Genomic DNA, 26,210 nt, shown 5'->3' on the forward strand with positions numbered 1-26,210 from the left:
TAGAAAAATTCTTAATGACAAATTTCCTATTCTCATTACTTCTACTGAGCCAACTTATCAAAAGATGATAATTAATTTTGAAAATTTTAAATCGAAATATAAATATGAATAGGCAAATTGTTCTCACTTACTATGAATGAATTGAATTTACAGCGATTTTAAGAAAGCTAACGGTAAACAACATGATATTGTCAGAGAGATTGGCTCGCGAGCTAAGAGAGGTCCATCAAAAACTGGACGCCGCAGGGGAATTACTTTCAAAGTCTCAGTTGGATGAGTATTATGCGGTATTTCGCCAAAAGTTCGGTCCTGAGGTTATCTCCCGGTGGGAAGGCGAGGAACTCTTGGAAAAGCTTCATGACCACAGCAATCGTGATAGCCTGGTTTACTGGTTAGAATTCAAAAATGATGAGGAATTCACGGCTCATTTTGGAAGCATCGCTGGGGGTAGCGCTCTTAAATTCGGTATCTACAGGCGCAGGGAAACCGGGGCATGGACGACTGGCAGCCCCCGCAGCCAACGGGAGCTTTCTTTAGACGAGGCAATCACCATCGCCAGGAAACATCGAGACCAGCTACTTGCGGGTGTGGGACTTTTGGAGAAACTCCCTGCATTCGCCACTGACGCTGAATATGCGACCTTGCAGGATGATATGAACCGCCTGGCTCACCCAGTGAACGACACCGCCTGGGGGCACAAATATTTTAGTTTGCTCTTCCCCGAGAAACTTGATGATTTCCATGTGCCAAGCTATCAACGCTTCCACCTGATCAAACTGCTACAAAAGCCGGCAGCCGACATGGGAAGATACACCTGTGCAGGGCAATACGAGCGTATAGCTCGCGAACTTAATTTTCCCATAAATCATTTAACCTCGGTTCTCAATGCCAGGAACGGACGCCCCTATCGTTATTGGCGCATAGGTACACGGCTCGACCCCCAGGGGAGCATCTGGGAGCTAATGCAGGACCAAAGCTGTGTTGCAGTGGGGTGGTTGGAGATAGGCGCCCTTGCTGATATCGAGTACAACCAAGCATCCAAAGAAAAGATACGTACCCTTTTGAACACACATTACCCCGGCAGAGACCCTCGTGCTCAAGGACGTGATGCCCAGCAGATTTTCAATTTCGTCGCAGGCCTTGGCGAAGGGGACATAGTGGTAGCATCTGATGGAATGCGCGTTTTGGGCTTGGGCCGGATCACCGGGCCTTACGTTTTTGAATCCCAAACGGATGCCCCCCATCGACACCCAGTAGAATGGCTTTGGCATGGTGAGTATTCATCTCCCGTTCAGGAGGGACTCAGGACCACAGTATATGAGTTAAAAAAATCTGAAAATCTAATTGAAATTGAAAGCAGGTTTCTTGGACCGTTGGTTCCCCCTCCAAGGCCTTACCCTCGTCCTTCGCCATTAATTCTTGCAGGCATACCCGGACGCATCCAAGATATACTCGAACGGAAGGGTCAGGTAATCCTCTACGGACCCCCAGGCACAGGCAAGACCTACTGGGCAGTGAAAACTACCTTAACCTTAGCGTCTTTTGCTAGCTTTGGAGCCACTTATGATCAACTCACCGATGGGCAGCGAAAATCGATCCATGACGACATTGTCCGGATGTGTACTTTTCATCCCGCTTATGGGTATGAAGACTTTTGGGAGGGCTATCGCCCTCAGGCGATAAATGGTTCTTTAGCTTTTGAACTCCAAGATGGCATTTTCAAGAAATTGTGTGAAGATGCTCGTAACCAATCGGATCGCAAGTTTTACTTAATCATCGATGAAATCAACCGAGGCGATATTCCGCGAATTTTTGGGGAACTCCTGACTGTTCTTGAAAAAGATAAACGAGGTAAAACCATCTTTCTTCCACTTTCGAGACAGCCTTTTACTGTACCGAATAATGTTTTCGTGATCGGCACCATGAACACTGCTGACCGCTCCATTGCTCTCCTGGACAAGGCACTACGGCGGCGGTTTGGCTTTGTGGAACTCATGCCCGACAGCTCTGTTTTGGAAGGGGCATTGGTCGCGGACATTCCTTTGGGACCCTGGCTCAATGCCTTAAATCAGCGCCTTTGCGAGCATATAGGCCGGGACGCACGTAATCTCCAAATCGGCCATTCCTATCTTTTGGACCAAGGCCGAGCGGTGTCGAGTTTCACTCTCTTTACCCGCATCTTGCAAGATGACATAATTCCTCTAATAGAAGAATACTGTTACGAGGACTTCTCCACTTTAGCCAAAATTCTGGGTGCGGGACTGGTTGATGAGCAACAACAGCGCATCCGGCATGAACTATTCGAACCTACCCGAAGGGATGAACTTATTCAGGCACTCCTAAGCCCAGAGGTGGTCACATCCATGGAAGCTACTGCTGCCGAGACCCCGAGCGATACGGAGACCGGGGACAGAGATGAGGATGATTCCGTTGAGGGCACCCCGGAGTGAGTGAGCTGTCGGTTTCTATCCAGGAATGGCAGACTCTGGAGCCCATTCCCGGAAGCCCCTTAGCCGGTATAGGGTTTGAGGAGCCGACTACAAAAAGAATTGCTGCAGAGCTTACACAGTCCGGCAAGCTAGAAATTTTGGAATTGCGGCACGGACTTTCTATTCGTGCCACTTCCTACGTTGGCAGCCTTAAACTCGGCCAGATAAGCCTAAACATCTTACCAAAGCTGGCAGTCAAGCCACTTTTAACCCTGCTTCGTTACGCCTATAATTTCCGAAGGCTCACTCTGTTCTTACCATTGGCCCACGGCTATGCCCCTCGAACCTTCCAAGACCTACTGATTCATCAACTTGCAGCCGAAGTCGCGGAATTGTTCTCCCGTGGTCTTCACCGTCGCTATGAGGCCGTGCATACCGACTTACAAAGTCCTCGAGGAAAGATTGATTTCCAGTCCCTCATGCGCCAAGGAGGATTGAGCCAGGCACGTCTACCTTGTCGTCACCATCCCAGATTGGAAAATACACTTTTGAATCGGTTTATCCTGTCGGGGCTGCTTCTCAGTGTTCAACTCACTGAAGATCGTATTCTTAGAACCTTGCTACGACGTCTGGTGAGTTTCATGCAGGACTCTATCATTCCAATTAAGTTGGACAGGGAAACAGTCCGACTGGTGCGACGAATGGATGACCGGATGACTAAGGCTTACCGACCCGCCAGGGGGATCATCGAACTTCTTTTGGATGGATTGGGGATAACCTTGGACGGCTCATCATCGTCTACGCAAGCACCCGGCTTCTTGTTTGATATGAACCGTTTCTTTCAGGAACTAATGTCCAAGTTTTTACGGGATAATCTTAATGGCCTGACTGTCGTGGATGAATACCGCCTCAAGGGTATGATGGCGTATGACCCCTTATTCAATCCCCTCCGGCGCAGGCCCCCCGACTTGAGGCCAGACTATCTCATTTTCAACCGCCACCAGCTTGTGGCTATTATAGATGCGAAATATCGGGACTTATGGGAAAAGCCGCTGCCTCGGGAAATGCTTTACCAGTTAACAATCTATGCTTTGAGCCGGTTTAACGGAGTAAAAAGCGCCGTCATCCTATACCCCACCGAAGACAGTGCCGCTAAGGAAGCCAGGATCAAAATACTGGACCCAATAAAAGGACAGAATCGCGCCCAGGTAATTCTGCGCCCAGTGAACTTGCTTAAATTGGAAAGTTTGCTCTTTCAGTCACAAGGAATCTCTCTTTTAAGGCAAAGGCAAGTTTTTGCCAATAACCTTGTTTTTGGCCCTGATTCTCATCTTAATTAGCAGATATCTGAATCTCTAATCTTTCCCCATAGAAACTTTCAAAAAATACACTGATACGGTAATTTAAGCTTGACTATTATGCCGCATAGGGGTATCATCCTTCCCAGATAAAGAGGAATTATCCCTCTCAGGGATTGTCCTGCACCCAAATTCTTGGGAAAAAGATTTCTGGAAAAGGATGGACTAAATATGGAGAATAGCAATGTCACTCTTCCAAAGTTACTGAGACCAGCAGAGTTATCGGATCACCTGGGTGTTCCCAAGCCCACCATTTACTCTTGGGTCAGGCGAGGCGACATACCTTTTGTCAAACTCGGGGGGCTGGTCCGGTTTGATCCTGGAGAGATCCACGACTGGCTCAAGGAACGTAAGCATCCGGCATGGAAGAAACTATTGTTCCTCAGAGAAGCTCCCTCAATAGGATAGAGCAATGGCCACTGTCCGCAAGGTTACCACTGAACAAGGAATCTCCTGGAAAGTGGATTACTACGATCCCCAGGGGCGCCGGATCAAGAAACGCTTTAAGAAAAAGGCCGAATCCGCTCTGGTCCGGCCTGCGGCTTGCAGGACCGCCTCCTCCCTCTAACAGGCATTATCCATTATCTAAAAAACACCAAGGAGGTTAGCAGTTTTTCACTGGTGGGGTAACGGGAAAAATAATTGTCGTTGACAGGAAAAAATAGTTGACGCTGATCAATACGAGGACATCTTCGAAAAGAAAAAGGGAAGTCAGCTCAACTTTAATGAGTTGGCCGATCATTATCTGGAGATCTATCGCCAGCAAAAGTCATTTCACAATTTCAAGAAACAGATTGTCCAGACCTTGACTGAGGCCTTCGGCTCCACGCGTCTCTCCCAGATAACCTACCTGGATCTGGAAAAACACCGCAACACCCGCAAGGCCACTCCCACCTGGCGAGGTGAGACCCGCTCCGATGCCCGGGTCAACCGGGAAATGGCGGTGCTGAAGCATATGCTGAACAAGGCAGTCGAGTGGGGGATGCTGGAAGGCACGCCGTTTAAAAAAGGCCAGAAATTGATGTTCAAAGAAAACAACCACAGCCTCCGCTTTCTGTCAGAGGCCGAGATCGAGGCCTTGCTGGCCGTTTGCCCGCCCCACCTGCGCCCCATTGTGGAAACCGCCCTGCTGACCGGGATGCGCAAAGAAGAGTTGCTCAGCCTCAAGTGGGAGCAGATCAACCATGGTTTAATTCATCTTATCAGAACCAAGAGTGGCAATCCCCGGCATATTCCCATCAGCGGCCGGCTGGTGGAAATTTTTCAACAGTTGCGGCACCAGAACCAACTAAAATCTCCCTATGTGTTCTGTGACGGGGAAGGCCGCCGGTTCAATTCCGTGAAAAGATCCTTTGCCACCGCCTGCCGTAAGGCAGGGATTGAAAATTTCCGCTTCCACGACCTCCGCCACACCTTCGCCTCCCATCTGATCATGCGCGGCGCCGGCCTGAAGACGGTCCAGGAACTCCTGGGCCACTCCGACATCAAGATGAACATGCGCTATGCCCACCTCTCCCCCGGCCACCTCCAGGAATCCGTCAACTTGCTGAACAACCTGGCTACAAATCCCGGCTAAAATTATTGGGAAACTTTATCAAAGATATCTATGGGCCTGCAACCAAATAGTTGCCAACCCCCTGATATCTTTGATGCCTCCGGCCTGACCTCCTATTGCCGTAAGAGTATCGCTACTTCATATTAAACTCCTGCCTATTATAAAAATAAATTCTCATAAGACTTTTTTTTCATTGACAAATTACTATTTTTGTGAAAATATTTGACATAATATAATAAATTATGTCAAATATGGAAAATTACAATTAATTACAATGGGTTTTCAACAAATAAAGTAAGTGCCATGACTGGAGTCTCGGCTCGGCAACTACGTTGGTGGGAAAAGCAGAAGCTTGTAAAGCCAGGCGCTCTTCCTGTCCGCAAGTCAGGGCAAACGCGTCGCTATACTCTTCAGGACTTGGTTTGTATAATTATTATTAAAGCACTAAGGGATAGAGGCGTGAGTCTTCAGAAAATCAGAAATAGTGTAGAGAGGATCAAAGGTTCCGGCGTCCAAAATCCGCTTTCCCAACTCAGAGTCGCCTGCTTGGCCAACAGGATCGTATTTAAGAAGGGAGAGAACTACTTAGAGGTTTCTGGTCAGACAGTCATTCAAGAAACTTTGCAAAAAATCCGACCTGAATTACGACGCAGAGGGATAACCGAACGCGAGGTGGAGATAGCAAATAGGCAGTATCTGGAAAAAGTGGCAGCTTTTTAATTTTCTAGATTAATACCTTGCATTTGATTTCACTTAGTGATTAAAATAACAAGTTATTACTCGAAATGATACCATGATCATGTCGATTATGAAGGTATCGAGCTTAACTATACTTATCATCGAATTTTTTGATTATTATTTTAAAGATCATTTAAATAACGATTTGAGTTAAGGACCAGCTCGGGTTAACAGCCAATAAGATGGAAAAAAGCCGGGAAGACCTTTTGGATATTGTTGGGCGTATGGCTAAGGGGGAAGTAGAAGCCCTTCGGGACCTTCGCAGGGAAATTGTGGACTTGGACCTTCCCAATCAGTCTTTAAGTCCTGATAACGCGCTCTTCCTGGCTATATATTTGGCCAAGAGAATAACTGGAGACGTTTGGGAGAACCTGGCCACGGATGCTTCATTCGATTTTAATGAGGATATATTAAAAACTTTTACTATTTCTTTGGGCGAGGCACTTCAAACAATTTTGTCCGATGATCCAGCTAACCACACAATCACGAACAAGTTAGGCGAGTTGACAAGATGCCTTTATGAGTATTTTCACAAGATTTCCCTTAACCCTGGCCGCGTTAAGAAAGGAGAAAGCCAATGAGCAAGCGATCTATTAACCCAAAGACCCAAAGGGCCATTGAACGGGAGAAATTATGGATTGCTCGCGAGTTTTTCCTGAAGCCCGGGGTGATTAAATCCAGCAGTCACGGTTTACGTAGTGGCAAGAAAGACGATTATTATTTTGATTTGGATTATTTGTTAAATGAACCATATCAGGCTGAGATGCTTTTAGACATCTATGCTGGTATGATTAACGTGATTAAAGAAGAGAACTCAATAGATTTTCTTGCCTTTATCGAAAAAGCATCAGGAGGGACTGTAGGGGCAATTCGCTTATCGGTGGCACTATCGATCAAAACGAGACTCCCCAATTTATCAGTGAGGCTTCGCAAGGAAATCGCTTTCGAGAAGATCAAGGCCAGATTCCCTGAAAAGGGACTAAGAGGCCTTCGGGCCATCATCGTTTCAGATCATTGCACGACTGGCAATGAAGTTTTGCTTGCTGCTAATGCCTTGAAACAAAACGGCGCCTCGGTAAATCACGCGGTTGCTTATACCATTCGATCCGATGAACTTGCAAAGGATAAATTTCTGAACTCAAAAATTAGTCTCAGCTACGCTTTTGAATTGCCTCCATCTTACGAAATGATTCCTAAGGAGTCTAAAAATTTGGGAATTATTGCGATGGCTGTTAACTTTTAAATCATAAAAGGCATAGCTTTGTATACCCAGGTCCAATGGAATATAACGTTAAGTGATAAAAGGCAAGGAGAGCATGAATTAAAAATTAAGATATTTGACTACAAGTCATCAGATACAACTTTTGACGAAATTATAGCCCTTCCTCCCCAACTTTATATTTCTAATTTTCGATCAGAAGCTAATAATTCAGCACTGTTATGGGCAGGTGACCAAACTAAAACTATTGAAATTTCACAAATCGCCAAATGCTATCAAGACCCTCTCCCCAATCCACTAATTGTTCATTGCAAGTTTGATACAGAAGAATTTACTTCAACTTATGATGATTTTGCTGTCGTCGCTTTATATCATAATGTTCAAGACTTAAAATCCACTTCTATAGATATGTTTATAGCATTGCCAGAGATTTCGGTATTAAGGTTTTACATCGACAATATCTTATTGAAAATACTATCATTTCTTGATGTAGGCAAATTTTGTGGCAGGAAAGGCTTTGAAGATGTTGTAGGAATATATAAAATCACAGCAGCATCTGGAGCTAAAGTTCAAAGATGGGAAGTTTTAGAGTCTGGTCCTCGTCACATTTTAAAATTCAATATATCTGGTGGAGCATTCGAAACATCTGTTGATTTTTCCTATGTGCATGCACTGAACCCTTTTTGGTATTTAATAAGTGCTTATGTTTCTTATAAAGTATTACATTGGCTTTTGTCCGTTATTTGAGGGACAAGATGGATATCTTACAAAATAAATACGGGATTATTCCTGCCTGCGACGTGAGCGATTTAAGGGAATTAATAACTCTAGTTAAAGAAACGTGCTCGTTAGATTTCATCCAAGCATACAAGATAGGCGTGAAAATGCTTGCCTTGGAAGGGGCTAAGAAGGTTATCCAGGAAATACGCCGCTTAACCGATTTACCCATAATATATGATCACCAGAAATATGGAACTGACATCCCAGAGCTTTCTGGAGGGGATATTCTCGAAAGTTTTAAGAAGTCAGGGATAAATGGGTTAATTATATTTCCCTTTGCCGGCATCAAGACCTTACAAGCTACTGTTGCAGGGTGTAGAAGGGCCAATCTTCTTCCAATTGTCGGGGGAGAAATGACCCACCCCGGTTTTCTGGCTTCAGAAGGAGGCTATATCGCTGATAATGCTCCCGAGAAGATTTATCGGGATGCAGCACACCTTGGAGTGGATACCTTTGTGGTGCCTGGTACAAAAATAGACAAAATAAAAGAATATGCTGGGCTTATCGGAGAAGTGGTTCCAAATCCACGAATTATGTTTCCTGGGATAGGGAAAGGCCAGGGAGGAGATATCTCAGAAGCATTTAAAGCTGCTTCACCTTATAGTTGTTCCGCAATCGTCGGCAGAGGTATTTACGCAGCAAAAGATATAAGGGCGGCTGCAAAAGCTCTTTGGGAGAGAGCTTCCTCTGTTTTGTAATTTAATGTTCTCTTTTTAAAATCCTACCTTGACTTCTTTTTTATACAATAACCTAAAAATATTTTTTAGAATTTAGCCGGAGCAAAAGGATCCAAGAGCTCCTGGGCCACTCAACATCAAGACGACCATGCGCTATGCCCATCTCTCTCCCGGTCACCTCCAGGAATCAGTCAACCTGCCAAACAATCTGGCTGCCAATCCTGCCTGAAAATCGATGGGAAACTTTTGGGAAACTTTGCTAAAAATGGTCAAGGGGTTTGCAACGATAAGTTGCTAACCCCTTGATATTCTTGGTGCCCCCGGCCCGACTCGAACGGGCGGCACACGGATTAGGAATACGAACCCTTGAGCTTCACAAACTCCTCAATTATTGGCAACTTACTGAAATTGCTCATTCTATATTTTCCATACTTTAGCAGGTTTTTCACTGTTTGGCAGATTTTGGAGGTAAAGTCTCACACAGAGTCTCACACAGGAAAGGCCCTGGGGAGGGTCCCAAAAACATACTCGGTACGGTTTTTAATATCCTAATTTTCCCAGTTGGAATATCTGATAAAATTTCATCAGAGTCAGGAACACAATTCTCTATATGGATTCATAGACCATCTTATTATAACTTCCAAGAATTTTCTGCGCCTCTCCCTTGACCATCTCAATTAATTCTTCCGGACCAATAACTTTCGCTTCACTGCCAATACCCATGACCCAATGAAAGATTTCAAAGAGATTGCTGACCACGACCTTCATTTGAAATTTACCATTCTGGACGGGGCTAATTTCCTGATTGGCGATCCATGAGCGATTAGCCACATAATCATAGAGGGTTTCGGGGAATTCAATCACCACGGTAATCCTACTTCCATCATCCCCCTTATACACCCCAAAGGATTTTTCATAGAATAATTCAGGCGAATAATCAATTGGATAATCAAAATAATCTTTGGTCAATTTGGCCTGTAAAATATTATCAACTCTAAATGTCCGGATCTCCCCATAGCTATCCACCCAGGCATTGAGATAAAGGGCATCCCGGTGCATCACCAGGGTATAGGGTTGCACCAGATAGTCCCTTTCGCCTTTTTGCGACCGGTAATGTAATTCCAATTTATACTGGTTTAACAGACCCCGAAGAACCATATCAATATGGTCATCCATGTCTTCATAACGCCTGCTGCCAAACCCAGTGGTGTAAAATTTCTTCTGATAATTTTTCAAAAGAGCCCGTTGCGCCAGAGGAATTGTCCCTTCAAGGTCAGAAAACATATCCATCAATCCATCCCGAACCACTGTTTGGTCTAAAGAGGACATGAGAATTGAGCCCAGGTAGAGGGACATCAATTGATAGGGTGTGGCTTCCAAAGGCATGGTTTCATTTAAGCGCCAGCGTTCAATACCGCCTGTCTTAATGACCTTAATCAGAGGCTCCCCCTGACGGTTAGTGAGAAATTCATTAATGGCCTTTAGATACCGCCTGACCGTCCTTTCGGAGATGTCAAGAATTCTCAGGATGTCTTCCAGGTTGAGGGAACGACCTTGAGTAGCCAGGGTATATATCAACTTGGCCATATTCAATGCTGCCGGATAGGTTGGTTTTCTCTTCTCATTCATAATTATTTTTTAGCATACCCCAGCATAAAGTCAACGGTTGACTTTTCCATTAAGTATAATCTATTCATCGACAATGAGAAAGGGGTTGATAGTCTGAAAAATTCAAGGGCTATTGGCTGACTGCGGATTAAAAACAAGAAGACATAGATAGGAGAAAGGCTAAAGGATATGGAGATTGTCATATATGGCATAATTGGCGCATTAGCAATATTAGTATGTTGGCTACTAGATATCTATTCATCGACATCGGAAAAGGAAACGATAATCACATATTCAACAGATTGTCTGCGGTCAGAAAAATCCACGGTCATCCTCCCCACTTGCTGTTTCTGCCATAAAATCAGGGATGAAAAAGGCAATTGGCATGAGAGAAGCGAATATCAGGAGGATTATCAAGACGTGCTCTTTACCCATGCCTTCTGCCCAGAATGCGCCTTAAAACACTATGGAGAGTTCTATCAGGGAACTGAATTGGAGATTAGGGCTAATTATTGAGACTTTGTTATCTTGAAAAGATTAGGAGGTATCGAGACATGGAAAATAATTTGGCGACATTTTTAGCCGATATATCAGTAGGCCCGGAGCAGTTCTATAAAAATATGGCGGTATTCCCCTTGTTGGCTGACCAGTCGGCTAATTTGGAATTTATCACCCTGGATGAAGCTCTGGCCCAGAGAAACTTGGTCATCACTGAAATCGATGAAACTGGCCAGGTTCCCGAATTAAAAGTAGTCAATAATTCCAGCCAGAAAATTTTATTACTGGATGGTGAGGAACTGGTAGGTGCTAAACAGAACCGGGTCTTGAACGTGACGATTTTATTGGCTCCTAACTCAGAGACTTTAATCCCGGTATCTTGTATTGAACAGGGTCGGTGGTCGTATAAAAGCCGGGAATTCAGCAGCGCTAACAGGACTATGAGTGCTGATTTGCGGAAGAAAAAAACTCAGTCGGTACATAACCGGGTGCGTGAGTCTGGTTCTTTCGCTTCCGACCAGGGAGAGATTTGGGAGGAAATCAGTCTCAAATTTGAAAGAAGTCATGTGCCACCTTCTCCCACTGGAGCCTTATCCGACCTCTTTGAAGCCAAAAAAGATACTAACAAAGATTATCTGAAAAACTTTTCTCCTGTGGACAAGCAATTGGGCCTGGCGGTGTTTATTGACGGCAATATAGCAGGGGTCGAATTTTTGGGGCAACATGATAAATTCCAACTCCTCTACCATAAATTAGTCACCAGTTATGTCATGGATGCTCTGGAGACAGCCGATGATATATCAAAGGAGTATCCTCCTCTTTCTCCCAATTCAATCACGGAATTTCTGGCAGGCGCGGCTGGGGCTAATATGGACAAAAGAAAATCTGTTTCCCTGGGTTGGGATATTCGCCTTGAATCCGAAACTATGGTTGGGGCCGGTCTGGAGTTCGAGCAGGATATTTTACAATTGAGCCTTTTCAAGAAAGAGAATGGTCGGAGAACCGGCAATAATGAAAGGCCAATGCGCCGGGCTTCCGGGAGACGCAATTCTATTTTGAGATGACGGGTAAGGTGGTAAAAATGTTTGGCTTGATTGATAACCAATTAAATATGATTGCTCATATGACCAGATTGATTTTGATTATGCTGGTTCTTATGTCTTTGAGTTGCCCTGCGGCTTGGGCCGAAGATATAGACGTCTATGACGACAATTACCGGCTCCAATACCGTATCCGGGGAGATAAAGTCTATGATCGGGATTACCGTCAGCAATATAGCATTGATGGCAAGAAAATTTACGACCGGGATTATAAACTGCAATACCGAGTTGATGATGGGAAAGTTTATGACCGGGATTACCGGTTAAAATTTCGAACGGATGGTGATAAGGTATATGATGGGGATTATCGATTGAGGTATAGGTTGCAGAGGAAACTTTTAAAATAATTTTGGGTTTCAAGAAGAGCATTTAGGTATTCCAAGATCACACCAGTCAATTCCTTAGGTACTCAAGGCTCAGGTTTATATTCATTGACCAAGATAACTCGTTCATGGCATAAGTAATATAGGAATTTATTATCTAACATTCCTGACCTCATTGGGTTCTGCCCTAGCTGAGAGAAGCCATGAGAAATGTTGCGCCTTACTGCACCAGATCATCATTGATTTAGAAAATGCATGATAGCGGTATTGCAATCCTTTATCCGGTAATATATTGGGCTCGGCAAAATTGCGGTTTCGGGAATTTCTTACCTCAATCCGGCCAACCCGTTTCATCTTAGCTTTTTAAGCGATTTAGGGTATATATAAATTTTAAGAACAGGTAAACTTTGATTACTGGCCAACCCTGATCTGAATATTGTGATAAATTGGGTACCTAAAACGGGGCTGTTTTCTCTCTGCGATGGCTATCGCTAAGAATATATTAATAAAGAGGCATGTCGAACTCATTACTGAACGGGCGGTGGAAAGATTTCTCGAAAGGCTGTTTATTCGCAATGCCCCGTTAAGATGCCTCTATATAGTTTCGCCATTTATAGCGGCGATGCAGGAAAACCGCTTTTCTCTGGCAGATTTGCGAACTAAAATTGAATATAGTCAAATACCTACTTATTTAATTACTCGAACCCCGGTTGAGGATTACCATTCCACGGCTATGGAGGTCCTTCTCAATAGCCCGTGGATAGAGATTCGCTATAATCAGTTCATCCACGCTAAGGTCTACATCGCCATAGCAAAAAAAGAATCCGAATCATTCGCCCTTTTCGGCTCAGGAAACTTAACCGGCAGGGCAAGAGCAGCAAACATCGAGGTGGCAATGTTGGTTTCTAGCGAAGGGCCAGGTAAAGAAATCTTACGACAGCTCGAATACTGGGTATCAGTTAGCTTGCGGACACTCAAAGCCAGCAAGCTTATTCAGCCAATAAAAGTTAGGGGGAATTAAGTCATGGAATTTAAAGATTGGTTCTGCTTGAGTCAAAGAGAAAGTTTTACCATTGATCCCAAGATTAATCCCTCGGATGCCCAGTTTTATTTTGGCCGCAAACAACTAGCGGAACGGATGCACAACCAGATAAAAAGAGCCTTTATTGATCCTCAGGTGCCTAAAATGATGGTCTGGGGGCCTTATGGCTGCGGCAAAACCCAAACGCTTTATTATCTCTCCTACTGGCTCAAAACAAGTAAACCGGCATCGTGCAAAGGAATTCCACATACGGTTCATCTTGACATCGAAATGCAGAGCAAATCAACTGCCGCAAGTTGGCATCTGCAAAATATGGAAGCTCTCGGCATGCAAGCCGTGCAAAAATGGCTAGATAGTCTTTATGGTAAATCTGCCAAATTCGAGCAAGAAATATCAAAATTAACCGGTGATCCGAATATATTCCAAACTTTTTACCAATTGAGGGGCGGGGGTGATTTAGGCTTTACGGCCTGGAGATGGCTAACCGGGCAGAAGTTGGCTGCCAAGGAACTGCAAGAAATCAAGGTGACCCGTAATCTCGGCGAAGTAGGGGTGGGCGATATGGTGGCAGCCCTGCAAGCCTGCGGGAATCTTGCCAAAGCCGTTGGGGAAGCCCTGATTTTATTTATCGATGAAATGGAAGAATTGCAAAATGTCCGGGAAGGGGACGCCGCCGAGTCGTGGCATCAATATATTCGTAAACTGGCTGATAATGCAAACTCCTCAGTCGGTTATATTATAGGATTTAAGGCCGACACCCGAGATGATGCCCCCCGAGTTTTAATCCGGGACGATGTGGTTTCCAGAATGAGCGCAATGAATTTAATTGAGCTGGAAACTCTGGCGGCACCGGCAAATGTGCAAAATTTTGTGAAGGAAATGTTACAGCATCTGGTAGATGCTACAAAAGCCAGCAAGCTCATCCAGGATGAAGGATTAGCTTCTACAATCGAAACCTATCCTTTCACTGCCAGCGCTTTTGAGCTCTTATGCGATTATGCTTGTCAGGATGTAATCAAATCAACCCCACGGAATATCATCAGAACCATTAATGAGTGTGCTATTGCGGCATGGGACGCCCAAGAGAAAGTCATTGATGATCACATTGTCAATGAAATTGCACCGATCATCTTTGGTTAACTCGGGACAAGATGATGAAAAAGTTTACCACCAAGCCGAAAGTTTTTCGATCCTCGCCGGGATATGCCGGTACTCCTCAATTCGAAAGTAAGAGCTGGGTTTATCTCGGGAGGCTGGGGGAGGCCGGAGCTTTGACAGATGTCCGGTTCGACACTGACATGGCTCATGTGGTGGCTCTGTTTGGCAAACGGGGGTCCGGGAAATCATATACTTTGGGGACCCTTTTGGAGGGTCTGTGCACTCAACACCATGAATCCACCATTGCCAGCAATCCCCGAAATAAATCCATCCTACTTTTTGACACGTTAGGCGTATTCCAATGGATGAGCATCCTCTTAAAGGAAGACAGCCAGAAAGAAATTTTAAAAGAACAATTCGCCCTGCGTCGGGGCTGGCCCGTTAAGCCGGAACCGTTAGACATCGCCATTTGGATTCCGAAAGGGACCCGGACCTCTGGCACTCCTGCCGATCACTTAGAATTCTCCGTCGATTGCTCCGACTTTGCGGCGGAAGACTGGGGCTATCTTTTAGGGTTGGATATTTATCAGGATAGGATGGGGCAGCTTTTAAATGATGCCTATATCAAGGTAACTCTTGAGGGTTGGAGCGACAATAACCGACGGTATAAACCAAAACCCCAATATTCCATTGAAGAGCTCATCTCATGTGTAAAAAACGACGTTGAACTCAATACTGCCTATCAGGGTGAAACTCTGAGGGCAGTGCTGCAACAACTTATGACTTATCGGCGCAACCCTCTCTTTGAACATCAAGGCACCACTTTGCAGGAGTTTTTAAAACCTGGCCGCATGAGCGTTATCGTTATGAATAAGATGTCCGATGAGTTGCGGCTTATCGTGATGTCAGCTCTTCTGCGGCGTTTGATTGCTTTGAGAGTTAAAGCTTCGGAGGCCGAGAAGCACCTTAAAATTTTAGAAAATATAACTAACCAAGAAAAAGCCGATCTCCAAGAAGTGCTTGCTAATTCTGTGCCCTCAACCTGGGTGTGCATTGATGAAGCCCAAAATATCTTGCCTGCGGAAAGGCGCACCTCTGCCACAGATATTATTGTCAAGTATGTAAGAGAGGGCCGGAACTACGGCCTATCTTTTATGGTGGCCACTCAGCAGCCAACCGCCATAGACCCGAGAATCTTAGCTCAAGTTGATACCCTGATAGTGCACAAATTAACTGTTCAGGGAGATATAGATTATATTCGGAAAAATATAAAGTCCAACCTTCCCGAGGAAGTAAAATACGCCAACTCGGTTCTTGATTTCAGTCAACTGCTACGTAGTCTCGATGTGGGCCAGGCAGTAGTTTCCAACACGGAAACCGAGCGAGCCTTTGTTATGGATGTGCGACCCCGTATTAGCGTCCACGGAGGTTTTTAATGGCAGGCAGAATCAGGGTATTGGATACAGCCGGTCGCACGATGCAAAGGCTGGGATACCTAAAGCCCCTCTGCGCCCTGGTCAACGAGACCGAAACCAGTAATTTATTTTCTCTTGGCAAGCGTTTGATCGACAGGGTTACCAAAAAAATTAGAATATCTCCCCCCCTCGAAGACCATATTCAAAAATATGTCAAGCTTCGTCTAACCGACGGCACCTATAAGGAATTAAGAAAAGCAGTCTTAAACGGCGCCAATAACGCTCAAATAGCTATGGAGATTCAGGACCTCTACCTTGCTGATAACGATCTCCCATCTCGCACCGGTAAGCTAGTTGAAGCCAACTGGCAACGCTATCCTTATTTGGGCACTTCCCTGGAGTTGATCAAAAAAGGAACCTACTCCGCTCTGACACGCAGCCTGGTTCTGCTTGCCCTCACTCCCAAAAAAGAACAGGATGCTTTTCAGGAATATAATTCAGCCTGTAATCCCATGCGTCTATCAGATGCTCAGGCTATACTCCTCCTCTATTGTTTTATCGACAATGACGCCGAGGTCATCTTACCATTATTTAACAAACTCCTGAACGTGAACGCAGACAGTTTTAACGAAAGGCTAGCTGGAGAATTCCTGCCGGATATCTTGCGGAATATCGTCAAAGATTTTTCGCAGCGAAGTCTCACCATTGAAGAACGAGATCGACTATCCCTCATAAATAAAACCGCAGCAAGCATTGATAAAAATAAAGGCAAGCCTTATACCGGTGGGGGAGCACGGGAAGAGTCCATCAGGGTCCGACTGGAACCATTCTGCGATCTGGGACTTTTTCAAAAACCTAATAAAGACCGATATGAATATGCAACAACCCCAGCTTTCAAAATACTCTTGGAAAATTGGGGAAGTGTCGCGGAAACCGATGTGTTTCTGCAGCAGACCTTTTTTCAGACCTTTGCCGCCGGTCGGGGATTTTCGGTACAAGAATCTTCAGAAAGCGAGGCAGTGGCAGCCCTGGTACGAGCCGGGGAAATTCTGAAAAGTTCATTGGGATATACCCCCATAACCGATGTCGGGTTGCTTGCTGGAATACAGCTTCTCACCGGAAAAAAGAAGATATTAGAGCTTGGTCGCACCTTCGAGCTTCTGAAGGCTTTGCAAAAACGTGACCCTGATTTTGTCAGATTTACGGTTGATCGTATGGGCGCACTGGCCCATGTAAAATTTTTAAAGCCGCAACCTGAGAATGGCGCTTGAATACGCACGTAGGCGAAATATTTCAACGGTTTCTCGCTCTTTTTCCTTCCGAAGCAGATGCTCTCCTGAGCATTGAGCAGATTCAGTCAGCCGATGCCATTGCCAGCACCAAGACGCCTTATTTTACTGTTCTGATAAAAGGGCGACATTCCCAGGGTGATGAACCTCTGGCTATGGTATTAATGACGCTGCCATCACTGTCAGCCGAGGATCACGCCATCCTGGATTTTGCCAGCCGCCGGGCAAGAGCCTACAAAGCCCCTTTTTTTCTTACCTGGACCCTTCGACAGGCCATCTTATGGCGCACTCCCAAACCTGGAATTCCCGCCAGCCGGGATTCCTTGGAAAAGGTGAAGCAGTATCCCGAATTGTTTGAGGTAGATGCCACTGAGCAGCATCAACAATCTGAACCCGTCAAACTGACTATCCTCAATCGGGGTAAAGAACTGATCCGGGATTTGGAGAGTCTCCATAAAAACGAAGCCCTGGAATTAGTCCAATTAGACGCCACCTATTTTGTGGGCCGTTTATTGGAGGCGGTTCATACTCTCCTGCCCCTGGTGAGTGCCTCCATCCATCAACGTCTCCAGCATGAGATACAATTCAACAAAGAAATTTCGGCCTGGGCTGTCAAACAGGCTATTGCCGGTTCTCCCAGCGATCCGGAGTTTGCCCAAGCCATCGCCCGCCAGATTATTTATCGTCTTTTAGGCAAAGTCCTGTTTTATCAAAGCCTGCGGCGTTCCGCCCGCCATCTGCCGAAACTGGAACTGGATAGGGTTGACACTTCCCAGGTCCTGCCGACCTTACGAGCTGCCTTTACTCAAGCCTTAGCCATAGATTACCATGCCGTATTTGAAGAAGACGTTCCTGACCGGCTGCAGTGGCCTTCCCAAGCCTCCTTGGAATTGGCAAAACTCATTGGGGATTTTAATACCCGAGACTTTGCCCATCTGCCCCAGGATGTCGTGGGAAACGTCTTTGAACGGTTGATTCCACCCGAAGAACGGCATGGTTTGGGCCAATATTTCACCAGTGAAAATCTCTGCGATTTCATTGCAGCTTTTTGCATTCGTTCACCTCATGATACCGTGCTTGATCCGTCCTGCGGCACCGGCACCTTTCTCATCCGGGCTTATGACCGGCTCCGCTGGTTGGGCCGCCATGACCACACCAAACTCCTTTCGCAGATTTGGGGGGTGGACATCGGCCCTTTTCCGGCGGAATTGGCCACTATCAATCTTTTCCGACAACGCATCAGTGAACATGGCAATTTCCCCCGGATCATCTGCCAGGATTTTTTTAGAATCACACCGGGAGAGTGCTTTCCCTTCCCACCCCCAAAAATGGACCTGGATAACCCGCAAACCATCGAAGAACCTTTCCCCCAGTTTGAGGCCATCATTGGCAACTTTCCCTATGTCAGCGCCGATAGAATAGAAAAGTATGAAGCCGGATATTTAGATTTTATCCGTCGACGTCTCCTGAATGGTTGGTTTGAAGATTATCCTCAGCTTTTCTGCCATAAAAATCAGAATGCACAGATAAAGTTTGAGCGTGATATCGCTGAGAATCGTCATAAGCGCAATGACTACCAGAAAAATGGCCTCCAGATTCACATTTCCACGTATGCTGATCTCTACGTTTACCTGTTCTTTCATGCCGCCCGGTTCTTGAAACCCGGCGGCCGCATGGGGATTGTCACTTCCAATGCCTGGCTGGATGTCAATTATGGTTTTGAGCTGCAAAAATTCTTTCTGCAGTATTTCAAGATCGCGGCCATCCTGGAGAGCCGCTGCGAACCATGGTTTACCGAGGCGGCCGTCAATACCATAGTCACGATTTTGGAGCGGTGCGACGTCCCCCAAGATCGGGATGCCCACCTGGTGCGATTTGTCAAAGTCAAGCGGGCACTCAATGACTTGATTCCCGGTGACCCGGTGATCGAAGCCTTGCCCCGATGGCAGCATTTAACCGGACTGGTGCACCACCTGGAAAAGGCCGGAAATAAATATGGCAAAACCTATCCCTTGGGGATGGTTACCGAAGAAAACGATAATTTCCGTATCCGCATTCTGCGTCAGGGGGAGATGAGCCAGGAGGTGGAGAGGACAGGCAAAACGGTAAAATGGGGTCGGTATCTGCGGGCGCCACAAGTATTTTTTGATCTAATAACTAAGGGGAAAGTGTGTTTATTTCGAGATATTGCTGCCTTACAACGTGGAGGGTTAACTCGAATCAATGAATTTTTCCATATAACCCAAGAAACTGCTGCAAAATTCAATCTTGAGGATGAATATCTGTTGCCACTTATGAAAAGTCCCAAAGAAACCAGCACGATATTTTTAAATCCAAATGATCTTAAACTCAGAATTTTTGTTTGTAGGAAAAACAAAAAAGAGTTAGAAAAGGAGGGCCATTATGGTGCCTTACGATATATTGAGTGGGGAGAAAAACAGACATACAAGACTGGCGAATTTAAGGGGTTGACATGGCCCGAAGGTACATGGCTAAAAAAACGATATCCTGGCTGGTGGGCATTACCTGATAACGAAACACAAACAGGACAGATATTTTGGAATAAAGATCGAGCAGATAGACATTTTACGATAGTATCCCAACTCCCTATCATCCCTGATTCCACTTGCTACTTCATAAAGGCGGACAGAAATATTATTTCTGACATGATCTTGGCGGCATTTCTGAATTCCACAATATGCTATTTATTTATAGAAATTGTTGGGAGAGTAATTTTAGGAGATGGTGTCCTGGCGACAAAGGTTGAAGAGGCTAATGAATATCTTCATATTCCCGATCCCCGTTTATTAAGCGAAGATGAGAAAAAAGAAATATTATCAGCTTTTGAAAAATTATCCTGCCGTCAAATCGAATCAATTTTTGATGAGGTTAAGCAAGTTGATAGAAATGCTTTAGATACTTTAATCCTCAAAGCCATGGGCCTTGATCCCAGGCAGTGTTTGAAGCCGCTTTATGAAGGACTCTGCGAATTGGTGCGGGAACGCATTCAGTTAGGTCAGATGCGGCAGAAGGCCAGGAAGACCAAGACCAGGGTGGCGAAAGCGGAACAGAAAATTGCCGAAGAAGTATTGGATGAAATTATACCGGAAGGTCCCCGGCGTTTTCCGGAAGACTTTTTCTCCCCGGCTGCTGCGGCAGATATAAAGCATGCGGTGGAACTGCCACCTGAACCCATATTATTTAATAATATTCCTCTATTTATGGAGGTGCAGGCAAAGGACGGGGATTTCCGGCACCCGGTCGCCTCACCAGCGGAGGGAAAATTTCTGGTCTATGCCCAACAGGCCGGTCACCAAGTTGCCCAGGTCCCTGATAAGAAAGTCGAGATTAGCAGGACCGTGGCTAATTATGAGAGGTATCTGCGAGAGCTCCGGCAGCAGCTAACCGAAGCGTATTACCGCTGGACTCTGGACGCTCGGGCAGCCGCCCGTTTAACCCAGTCAGCCTTTAATCGTTTTCATCTCCCTACCCCCGAGGAATAACGTGAATCAGGCTCCTGTCATACCTCTATCTCTGGGTCCAACCATTGACCGGATTGTGGAAAACCTGGCCAAAGGGCATGATACTGCCTTGATTGCGCCTCCAGGCTGCGGAGCTTCCACTTTTTTAGACCATCTTCTGGAAAAATTTGCCAATCAGCGTTCACTCATCTGCCGTTTCGTCAATCATTCACAAGCAGAAGTAACAGAAACTATTGCCGCAATAAAAACCTTTGCTGCTGATCCAAGCAAAATCGCCCCCAAAGTAGTCATTCTAGATAACACAGCGAAATTGTTACCTGACGATTTTAAAGAATTACTGGGAGTTTTACAGGAACAGCGCCGGCTGGCCGAGTTTCAATGTCTTTGGATCGGCCCCTTGGATTCACGAGCCGTTTATCAAGATTTCGGCTTTCGGCTGCATTCTGTCCCCAAGTCGCATGTTTCCTTTCCAATATTGCTCCGGGACGAGATTCTGGCGATTTACCGTGCCATTGCCTCCGCCAATAGCTGCACCTGGGGTGAGGCAATTCTTTTTCTCATGCTGGATTTCTGCGGCAATGACCTCTCCCTGGTAAAAGGCGCCACGGAATATTTTTATGGTAATTGGGGAGAAAGATTGTATGACCAGTCGGTTTGGGATCGCCTCAGCGAGTGGCTGGAACAGGATGCCACTGTGGAAGCCTATCGCCAACGTTTACAGAATCTCCCTGACAAATGTCAACAATATTTAAAGCTCTTCCGGCTGGGCGGAAAGCCCATCAGTTCCAGGATGGAATTCTATGAAGAGGTAGATGATGCCCTCCGGACCTTCTGTCTGCAAGGTTTTCTCGTTCACAATTTCATACCTGGATTTTACCAGTTGCGTAACCTGACCGTCAGAATGCTTATTCACGAAGGGCTGCAACCGGAGATTATTTTCCGGCGGGCAACCAACGAGCGGGTGGCCCAGCTTTTACAGGATGTGGAAAGTATGCTGCGAAGCGTGCTGCTGTCGGTGTTCCACACTCTTGGAGAGGAAAGGGTACGGGGTTATTTGGTAAAACGCCAAAGTGAGCAAGAATTCATTCCCAGTGATTTGAACCGAGAATTGTTACAATGGGCCAGAGAGCAGGGTGTGCCCGATCTGCGAGAGAGTTTAAGTGAGCTCATCAATCGACACCGGCTAAGCTTTAAGGAAAAAAACTCCCTGTGGTCTCGGATTGAACATCTGATCCGGCAAGAAGGCCTTATTGACACCGATGATCAATCATCGACCTATCTGCGCTACGTCGATTACCTTACCTTCGGGGAACTCGGTGCTGCCATTTTGGATAACGTGGGTGAGGTTTTCCCCGGTTTGACCACTCAGCCAGATTCCAAAAAACAAGATTTAATCGCCAGATGGCGGGAATATATTTCCAGAGTGCGTCGACTGCGTAATCAAGTAGCTCATCTCCGTAATGTCAGTTTTCAGGATGTTGAGGACCTAGTTAATGTCGTCGGTTATATGCGCAAAGACCTCATTGCGTATGCCGCTTGGAGATAATAGAAACAAGGGACACTAAACAAGTGAGATGTCCAAAGATCCTATAGTAATTTTTGGATTAAATCCTTCTACCTATATTAAAGGGAGATTGTGAGTGTCAATAATAATTAAACAACTCATGGATGTCCTGGAATATATAAAGAATAATTATAGAGGCTATGATATTAGTGAAATCCGTATTAAAGCAGATAGATTTGTGGCAAATAAATATAATGTTAATCATCGAACAATTGCAGATGCTTATAGAAGGAGATTGAAAAATAAAGATGGAAATGACCTTGGTACTCAATACTTTGACCGATTATTAGAGAGTTGGTTATCAAAAGGGGATCAAGAATTAAAAAATATTGTTTTAAAACATTGTAAAGATAGTAGCGATACTAATTTAGTCTTAAATTTTTTTGGCATTAAAAATGATAATTTAATTGATAAACCGAGAATAACTGGCAAGCAAGAGCCATTAAAACCCCGAAAGCCAAATAATATTCCTGATTATGAAGAGCTCATAAATTTGGTAATAGAAGTAATTGCACCAAGAGGGGGAAAAAAATTTCCAGAGGAATTTCTAAATAATAACGAAATACATAGTATTTTTGAAGTTGAGTTGCCCGGAACGTTCCTCCAGATAGACTCTTTGTTCAAATCAATTATTGCTTCACCCAAAAAATTATTCAAGTACGAAGCAAGAAATCCTGCAGAGGCAAAATATATTTACTATTCTCATGGAATAGGTATAAATAAAATTTCCATACCTCAAGACAACCTTATCCTGTTTAAGGCAGTTAAAAACTACGAAAAATATTGCAGAAAAATAAAAGAAGAAGCATTTGGACATGTTATAGAATTTACCAATGATGAACATCAGGCCGATTTACTTACTCAGGAAATAGTTAAACGACTTGGATTAAGGGGCATATAGAATATATTCCTGATGGAGATAGCAGTGGAAGACCAAGACCTGGGAACTATAATATTAGCTGTATCATCAGAATTGGTTTTTAGTATTGGGAGTTATAAAGGGAAACACTACGCCAAAATCAGAAAATTTGTGAAGACGGGCAAATATAGCGGCCCTACCAAAGCCGGGCTTTCTTTCACAGGACATACCCTTGTTGCATTAATCAAAATCCTCCAGCAATTGCAGGCCTCATTGCCGGGCGTTCAGGAACAGGAGATTGCTCGGCTGCCCAAAACTGGAGACAGAGAAATTGTTGTCCTCATCATGCCTCCAGATGATGTCCAGTCTCTTCCCAATATCGATATCCGGGAGTATATCGAATCAGCAAATTTCACTGGGTTCAGTAAGAAGGGCGTGCGATTTAATTGGCACAAGCTTCAAGATGTTTTGGCGCTTCTGCAAGTCCAGGCCCAGCAACTCCAGCAGCATGAAAAGCAGACCCCGACCCTTTTCCCGGAAGCCAGACCGGAGTGGGTGAATGAAGCAGAAAAGTTAAATAGTCCCGCCAGCGGAGGAAAAGACGAGGTCCTTGAGAAGCTATTACCGTCTGGGCCTAAAATTTTTCCCGAGGATTTTCTGGATAACGTGCAGGGTGGGGCACAAGAGGTAGAGCTTTCCAGTGACGTTCTGAAGGTGGAGCAGCAATCAGACGGAACCTATGCAGTCTGCTCCGAGTTCGGCTTTTGCCATGGTGTCAGAAACCCCACAGAAGGAAATTATCTTTTTTATAGCTGGCTAAGGGGTAAAACCAAGGTGCAGTTACCACAAGAGATGATAACTGTTTTTCGAACCGTCAAGGCTTATGAAAATTACCTCCGCAACCTGCAAAAGTCCCTTATCCAGGCCTACGAGCGTAAGAGCGGCCACCGGCCCATTGCCGAACATCGGGTCAAACAGGTTTTTAACCGATATGGGCTGCCCTGGATTGAGGGGTCGTAAATGTAATTACGTAGATTTATTTACTTATTTTAAAAGGTGTCAAACTTAGGCAAATAGTCAGGTATTTTTTCCCCTAAATAGTCATCATTGTCGAACTTCCAACAGGCCGCCCCGGTTCATTTCAAGTAAAGTAATAATCTTGATTACCAATAATGCTTGATATAAGATCATTATATAGCGTTTGCCAAAAATTTTGACAGAATTAGAGGTCATCCAAAACAAGAAGAATATTGTTTCGGCGAAACCTCTGTTATCATGGCTTCATTCAAACTTTAAGGATATAAAAAAGCAATTTCCCGGGGGTGTTCTGGCAACGAAGCCTGGGCTTTATATGACCATATGATCATCGAAACCTTGAAACCTATACTGGAGAAGAATCTTGGAAAATGACGTTATAAAAGAAGACAATATCTGGGTAGACCCCGAAGAAGATGGATCTGATTCATTTGAAGACATCAGTTTCACTGAATATGATATCTCCACGTCGCCGAATGATTTTAACATTAAGACGCTATTTGATTTCATAGGCTCGGGTGTCGTTAAAATTCCTGGCTTTCAGAGAAATTATGTATGGGATATAAAGAGAGCCTCGAAGCTAATAGAGTCAATAATAATTGGAATACCAGTACCTCAGATTTTCTTATACGAAGAAGCAAAAAATAGATTTATTGTTATAGATGGTCAGCAGCGATACATGACTATTTATTACTTTATGAAGAAACGATTTCCACGAAAGGAAAAGCGGCTTGAATTAAGGGTTATTTTTGATAAAAATAAAGGCATACCGGATGCTATTATTAATAATAATGATTTTTTTACAGATTTTAATCTTAAGCTTCCAACTTCACAACCTAATAAAGTCAACAAGTTTAATAATCTTAATTATTTCACCTTAGACGATGAAGACAAGACATCTTTTGAACTTAGAACAATTAGAAACATTATTATAAAGCAAAATGCTCCAGACGATGAGCATTCTATTGTATTTGAAATATTTAATAGACTTAACTCTGGAGGAGTAAACCTAAAGCCACAAGAAATAAGAACCAGTCTTTTTCATTCAATATTCTATGATATGCTTTATAGTCTAAATCTGGAAGAAAAATGGCGAAATCTTACACCATCTGCGACTCCGGATTTAAACATGAAAGATGTTGAAATACTACTTAGAGGATTTGCAATGTTAATTGATGGTGAAAACTATAAACCATCGATGACCAAGTTTCTTAATAAATTTTCGCTGAAAGCTAAAAATTTTCAAGTTGAGAATATTAATTACTTAAAGAGTATTTTCTTGGCCTTTATAGACAAGGTTGCTCACTCGGATGGTCGCCTATTTCACAGTAAGACAGGTCGTTTTAATATATCTGTATATGAGTCAATATTCGTGGCAAGCTGCAACAAGGCCTTCTCAGCAAAGACTCTAAATGTAGCCAATATAGACTTTGATAAAGTTAGTTTGCTAAAAGAAGACGATGGGTTTATCAATGCAACTCAATCGGATACAGCCAGCGAAAAGAACGTAAAATATAGAATAGAACGCGCTAAAAGGATGTTAGCATAACATGACGCCAGTTGAATTATTGAATGAAGAATATAAGTCAATAGTAGGATTTCTGAACGAAAACGTTCAACCATCTCTTTCAAGTGATGTCGATAAGTCATTTAAAAAAGTCATTGTTCTATCCTCAGCAAGCTATTTCGAGCATTTAATACAAGAGATCCTAATTGACTTTGTCACTAAAGAAACTAAAAACAACATGAAAGCTATTAATTTTTTTAAAAAGAAAGCTATCGGCATGCAATACCATACATATTTCAATTGGGGTGAAAAAGATAACCCAGATAAACCAGGTAAAAATGCTAATTCATTTTTCGCCTTATTTGGTGATACTTTTAAGAAGGAAGTAGAGGATGAAATAAAAAAAGACCAACGCCTCGACAAGTCGATGAAAGCGTTCATTGAGATCGGACCCTCTGTGTCAATATAGCTGAGACACCCTCCCTGTGATAAATTACTGTAGGGCGGGGAGGGAAAAAAATGAAAGAAACCGGATCACCAAAGATGATGACATCCCCCAGGGAGGAGATGGCAGAGGCCCCGGAACGGAGACCAGGTGAGCGTAGCGAATCTGGTCGAAGTGGAGGGGCCTCTG

The 26,210-nt window shown here is 44.4% G+C and carries 23 protein-coding genes; 22 read left to right on the top strand and 1 reads right to left on the bottom strand.

The genetic code is table 11. From position 1 onward, the window contains the following. Positions 1 to 182 precede the first annotated feature (182 nt). From DESAC_RS04375 to DESAC_RS04415, 10 genes are all read left to right on the top strand, one after another. Positions 183 to 2,450 (top strand): DUF8426 domain-containing protein, encoded by a 2,268-nt coding sequence (locus DESAC_RS04375; protein WP_013705869.1) that lies wholly within the window; start codon positions 183 to 185, stop codon positions 2,448 to 2,450. Beyond that, the gene (locus tag DESAC_RS04380) at positions 2,447 to 3,769 is read left to right on the top strand and encodes an McrC family protein (protein WP_013705870.1); all 1,323 of its coding nucleotides are present in this window, start codon (positions 2,447 to 2,449) and stop codon (positions 3,767 to 3,769) included. The genes DESAC_RS04375 and DESAC_RS04380 overlap by 4 nt, the downstream gene beginning before the upstream one ends. Before the next feature lie 189 nt (positions 3,770 to 3,958). After that, positions 3,959 to 4,195, top strand: coding sequence for a helix-turn-helix domain-containing protein (locus DESAC_RS16935; RefSeq protein ID WP_013705871.1), 237 nt, complete (start codon positions 3,959 to 3,961; stop codon positions 4,193 to 4,195). A gap of 4 nt (positions 4,196 to 4,199) precedes the next feature. Further along, positions 4,200 to 4,355, top strand: coding sequence for a hypothetical protein (locus tag DESAC_RS16215; protein WP_013705872.1), 156 nt, complete (start codon positions 4,200 to 4,202; stop codon positions 4,353 to 4,355). A 162-nt stretch (positions 4,356 to 4,517) separates the two neighbouring features. Then, complete coding sequence (locus DESAC_RS04390; protein ID WP_013705873.1) at positions 4,518 to 5,363, top strand: tyrosine-type recombinase/integrase; 846 nt, start codon at positions 4,518 to 4,520, stop codon at positions 5,361 to 5,363. A gap of 243 nt (positions 5,364 to 5,606) precedes the next feature. After that, positions 5,607 to 6,062, top strand: coding sequence for a MerR family transcriptional regulator (locus tag DESAC_RS16940; protein WP_373419367.1), 456 nt, complete (start codon positions 5,607 to 5,609; stop codon positions 6,060 to 6,062). A 200-nt stretch (positions 6,063 to 6,262) separates the two neighbouring features. Beyond that, entirely contained in the window at positions 6,263 to 6,661 is a 399-nt protein-coding gene (locus tag DESAC_RS04400) for a hypothetical protein (protein ID WP_013705874.1), read from the top strand. Next, positions 6,658 to 7,323 (top strand): type I phosphoribosyltransferase, encoded by a 666-nt coding sequence (locus DESAC_RS04405; RefSeq protein WP_013705875.1) that lies wholly within the window; start codon positions 6,658 to 6,660, stop codon positions 7,321 to 7,323. Before DESAC_RS04400 ends, DESAC_RS04405 begins: the two co-directional genes overlap by 4 nt. 18 nt (positions 7,324 to 7,341) lie before the next feature. Next, entirely contained in the window at positions 7,342 to 8,046 is a 705-nt protein-coding gene (locus DESAC_RS04410) for a hypothetical protein (protein WP_013705876.1), read from the top strand. A gap of 8 nt (positions 8,047 to 8,054) precedes the next feature. Further along, positions 8,055 to 8,777, top strand: coding sequence for an orotidine 5'-phosphate decarboxylase / HUMPS family protein (locus DESAC_RS04415; RefSeq protein ID WP_013705877.1), 723 nt, complete (start codon positions 8,055 to 8,057; stop codon positions 8,775 to 8,777). Positions 8,778 to 9,362: 585 nt separating this feature from the next. On the opposite strand, the gene DESAC_RS04420 is transcribed toward DESAC_RS04415, so the two are convergent. Then, entirely contained in the window at positions 9,363 to 10,343 is a 981-nt protein-coding gene (locus DESAC_RS04420; protein WP_237671371.1) for a helix-turn-helix transcriptional regulator, read from the bottom strand. A 575-nt stretch (positions 10,344 to 10,918) separates the two neighbouring features. Here DESAC_RS04420 and DESAC_RS04425 point away from each other — a divergent pair. The 12 genes from DESAC_RS04425 to DESAC_RS04480 all read left to right on the top strand — a co-directional run bounded on the left by DESAC_RS04425 (position 10,919) and on the right by DESAC_RS04480 (position 26,045). After that, the gene (locus DESAC_RS04425) at positions 10,919 to 11,926 is read left to right on the top strand and encodes an ARPP-1 family domain-containing protein (RefSeq protein ID WP_013705879.1); all 1,008 of its coding nucleotides are present in this window, start codon (positions 10,919 to 10,921) and stop codon (positions 11,924 to 11,926) included. A 59-nt stretch (positions 11,927 to 11,985) separates the two neighbouring features. Continuing rightward, the gene (locus DESAC_RS04430; RefSeq protein ID WP_148231178.1) at positions 11,986 to 12,309 is read left to right on the top strand and encodes a hypothetical protein; all 324 of its coding nucleotides are present in this window, start codon (positions 11,986 to 11,988) and stop codon (positions 12,307 to 12,309) included. A 457-nt stretch (positions 12,310 to 12,766) separates the two neighbouring features. Continuing rightward, on the top strand, positions 12,767 to 13,306 hold the full coding sequence (locus DESAC_RS04435; RefSeq protein WP_013705881.1) for a phospholipase D-like domain-containing protein: 540 nt from the start codon (positions 12,767 to 12,769) through the stop codon (positions 13,304 to 13,306). Between the two features lie 3 nt (positions 13,307 to 13,309). After that, the gene (locus tag DESAC_RS04440; RefSeq protein ID WP_013705882.1) at positions 13,310 to 14,467 is read left to right on the top strand and encodes a hypothetical protein; all 1,158 of its coding nucleotides are present in this window, start codon (positions 13,310 to 13,312) and stop codon (positions 14,465 to 14,467) included. A gap of 11 nt (positions 14,468 to 14,478) precedes the next feature. Then, entirely contained in the window at positions 14,479 to 15,861 is a 1,383-nt protein-coding gene (locus DESAC_RS04445) for an ATP-binding protein (RefSeq protein ID WP_218915709.1), read from the top strand. Beyond that, complete coding sequence (locus DESAC_RS04450) at positions 15,861 to 17,111, top strand: hypothetical protein (protein ID WP_013705884.1); 1,251 nt, start codon at positions 15,861 to 15,863, stop codon at positions 17,109 to 17,111. Before DESAC_RS04445 ends, DESAC_RS04450 begins: the two co-directional genes overlap by 1 nt. Next, on the top strand, positions 17,108 to 20,632 hold the full coding sequence (locus DESAC_RS04455) for an HsdM family class I SAM-dependent methyltransferase (RefSeq protein ID WP_013705885.1): 3,525 nt from the start codon (positions 17,108 to 17,110) through the stop codon (positions 20,630 to 20,632). Before DESAC_RS04450 ends, DESAC_RS04455 begins: the two co-directional genes overlap by 4 nt. 1 nt (position 20,633) lies before the next feature. After that, a complete protein-coding gene (locus DESAC_RS04460) occupies positions 20,634 to 22,157 on the top strand; it encodes a hypothetical protein (RefSeq protein WP_013705886.1) in 1,524 nt (507 codons plus the stop codon). 94 nt (positions 22,158 to 22,251) lie between these two features. Continuing rightward, positions 22,252 to 23,076, top strand: coding sequence for a hypothetical protein (locus DESAC_RS04465; RefSeq protein ID WP_013705887.1), 825 nt, complete (start codon positions 22,252 to 22,254; stop codon positions 23,074 to 23,076). Positions 23,077 to 23,088: 12 nt separating this feature from the next. Further along, complete coding sequence (locus DESAC_RS04470; RefSeq protein WP_041283803.1) at positions 23,089 to 24,054, top strand: transcriptional coactivator p15/PC4 family protein; 966 nt, start codon at positions 23,089 to 23,091, stop codon at positions 24,052 to 24,054. A 379-nt stretch (positions 24,055 to 24,433) separates the two neighbouring features. Then, positions 24,434 to 25,618: a GmrSD restriction endonuclease domain-containing protein gene (locus DESAC_RS04475; RefSeq protein WP_013705889.1), complete on the top strand. Its 1,185-nt coding sequence runs from the start codon at positions 24,434 to 24,436 to the stop codon at positions 25,616 to 25,618. 1 nt (position 25,619) lies between these two features. After that, a complete protein-coding gene (locus DESAC_RS04480) occupies positions 25,620 to 26,045 on the top strand; it encodes a HEPN domain-containing protein (protein ID WP_013705890.1) in 426 nt (141 codons plus the stop codon). Positions 26,046 to 26,210: the final 165 nt, after the last annotated feature.

Origin of the sequence: Desulfobacca acetoxidans DSM 11109 (genome assembly GCF_000195295.1) — a bacterium.
Classification (GTDB): Bacteria; Desulfobacterota; Desulfobaccia; order Desulfobaccales; family Desulfobaccaceae; genus Desulfobacca; species Desulfobacca acetoxidans.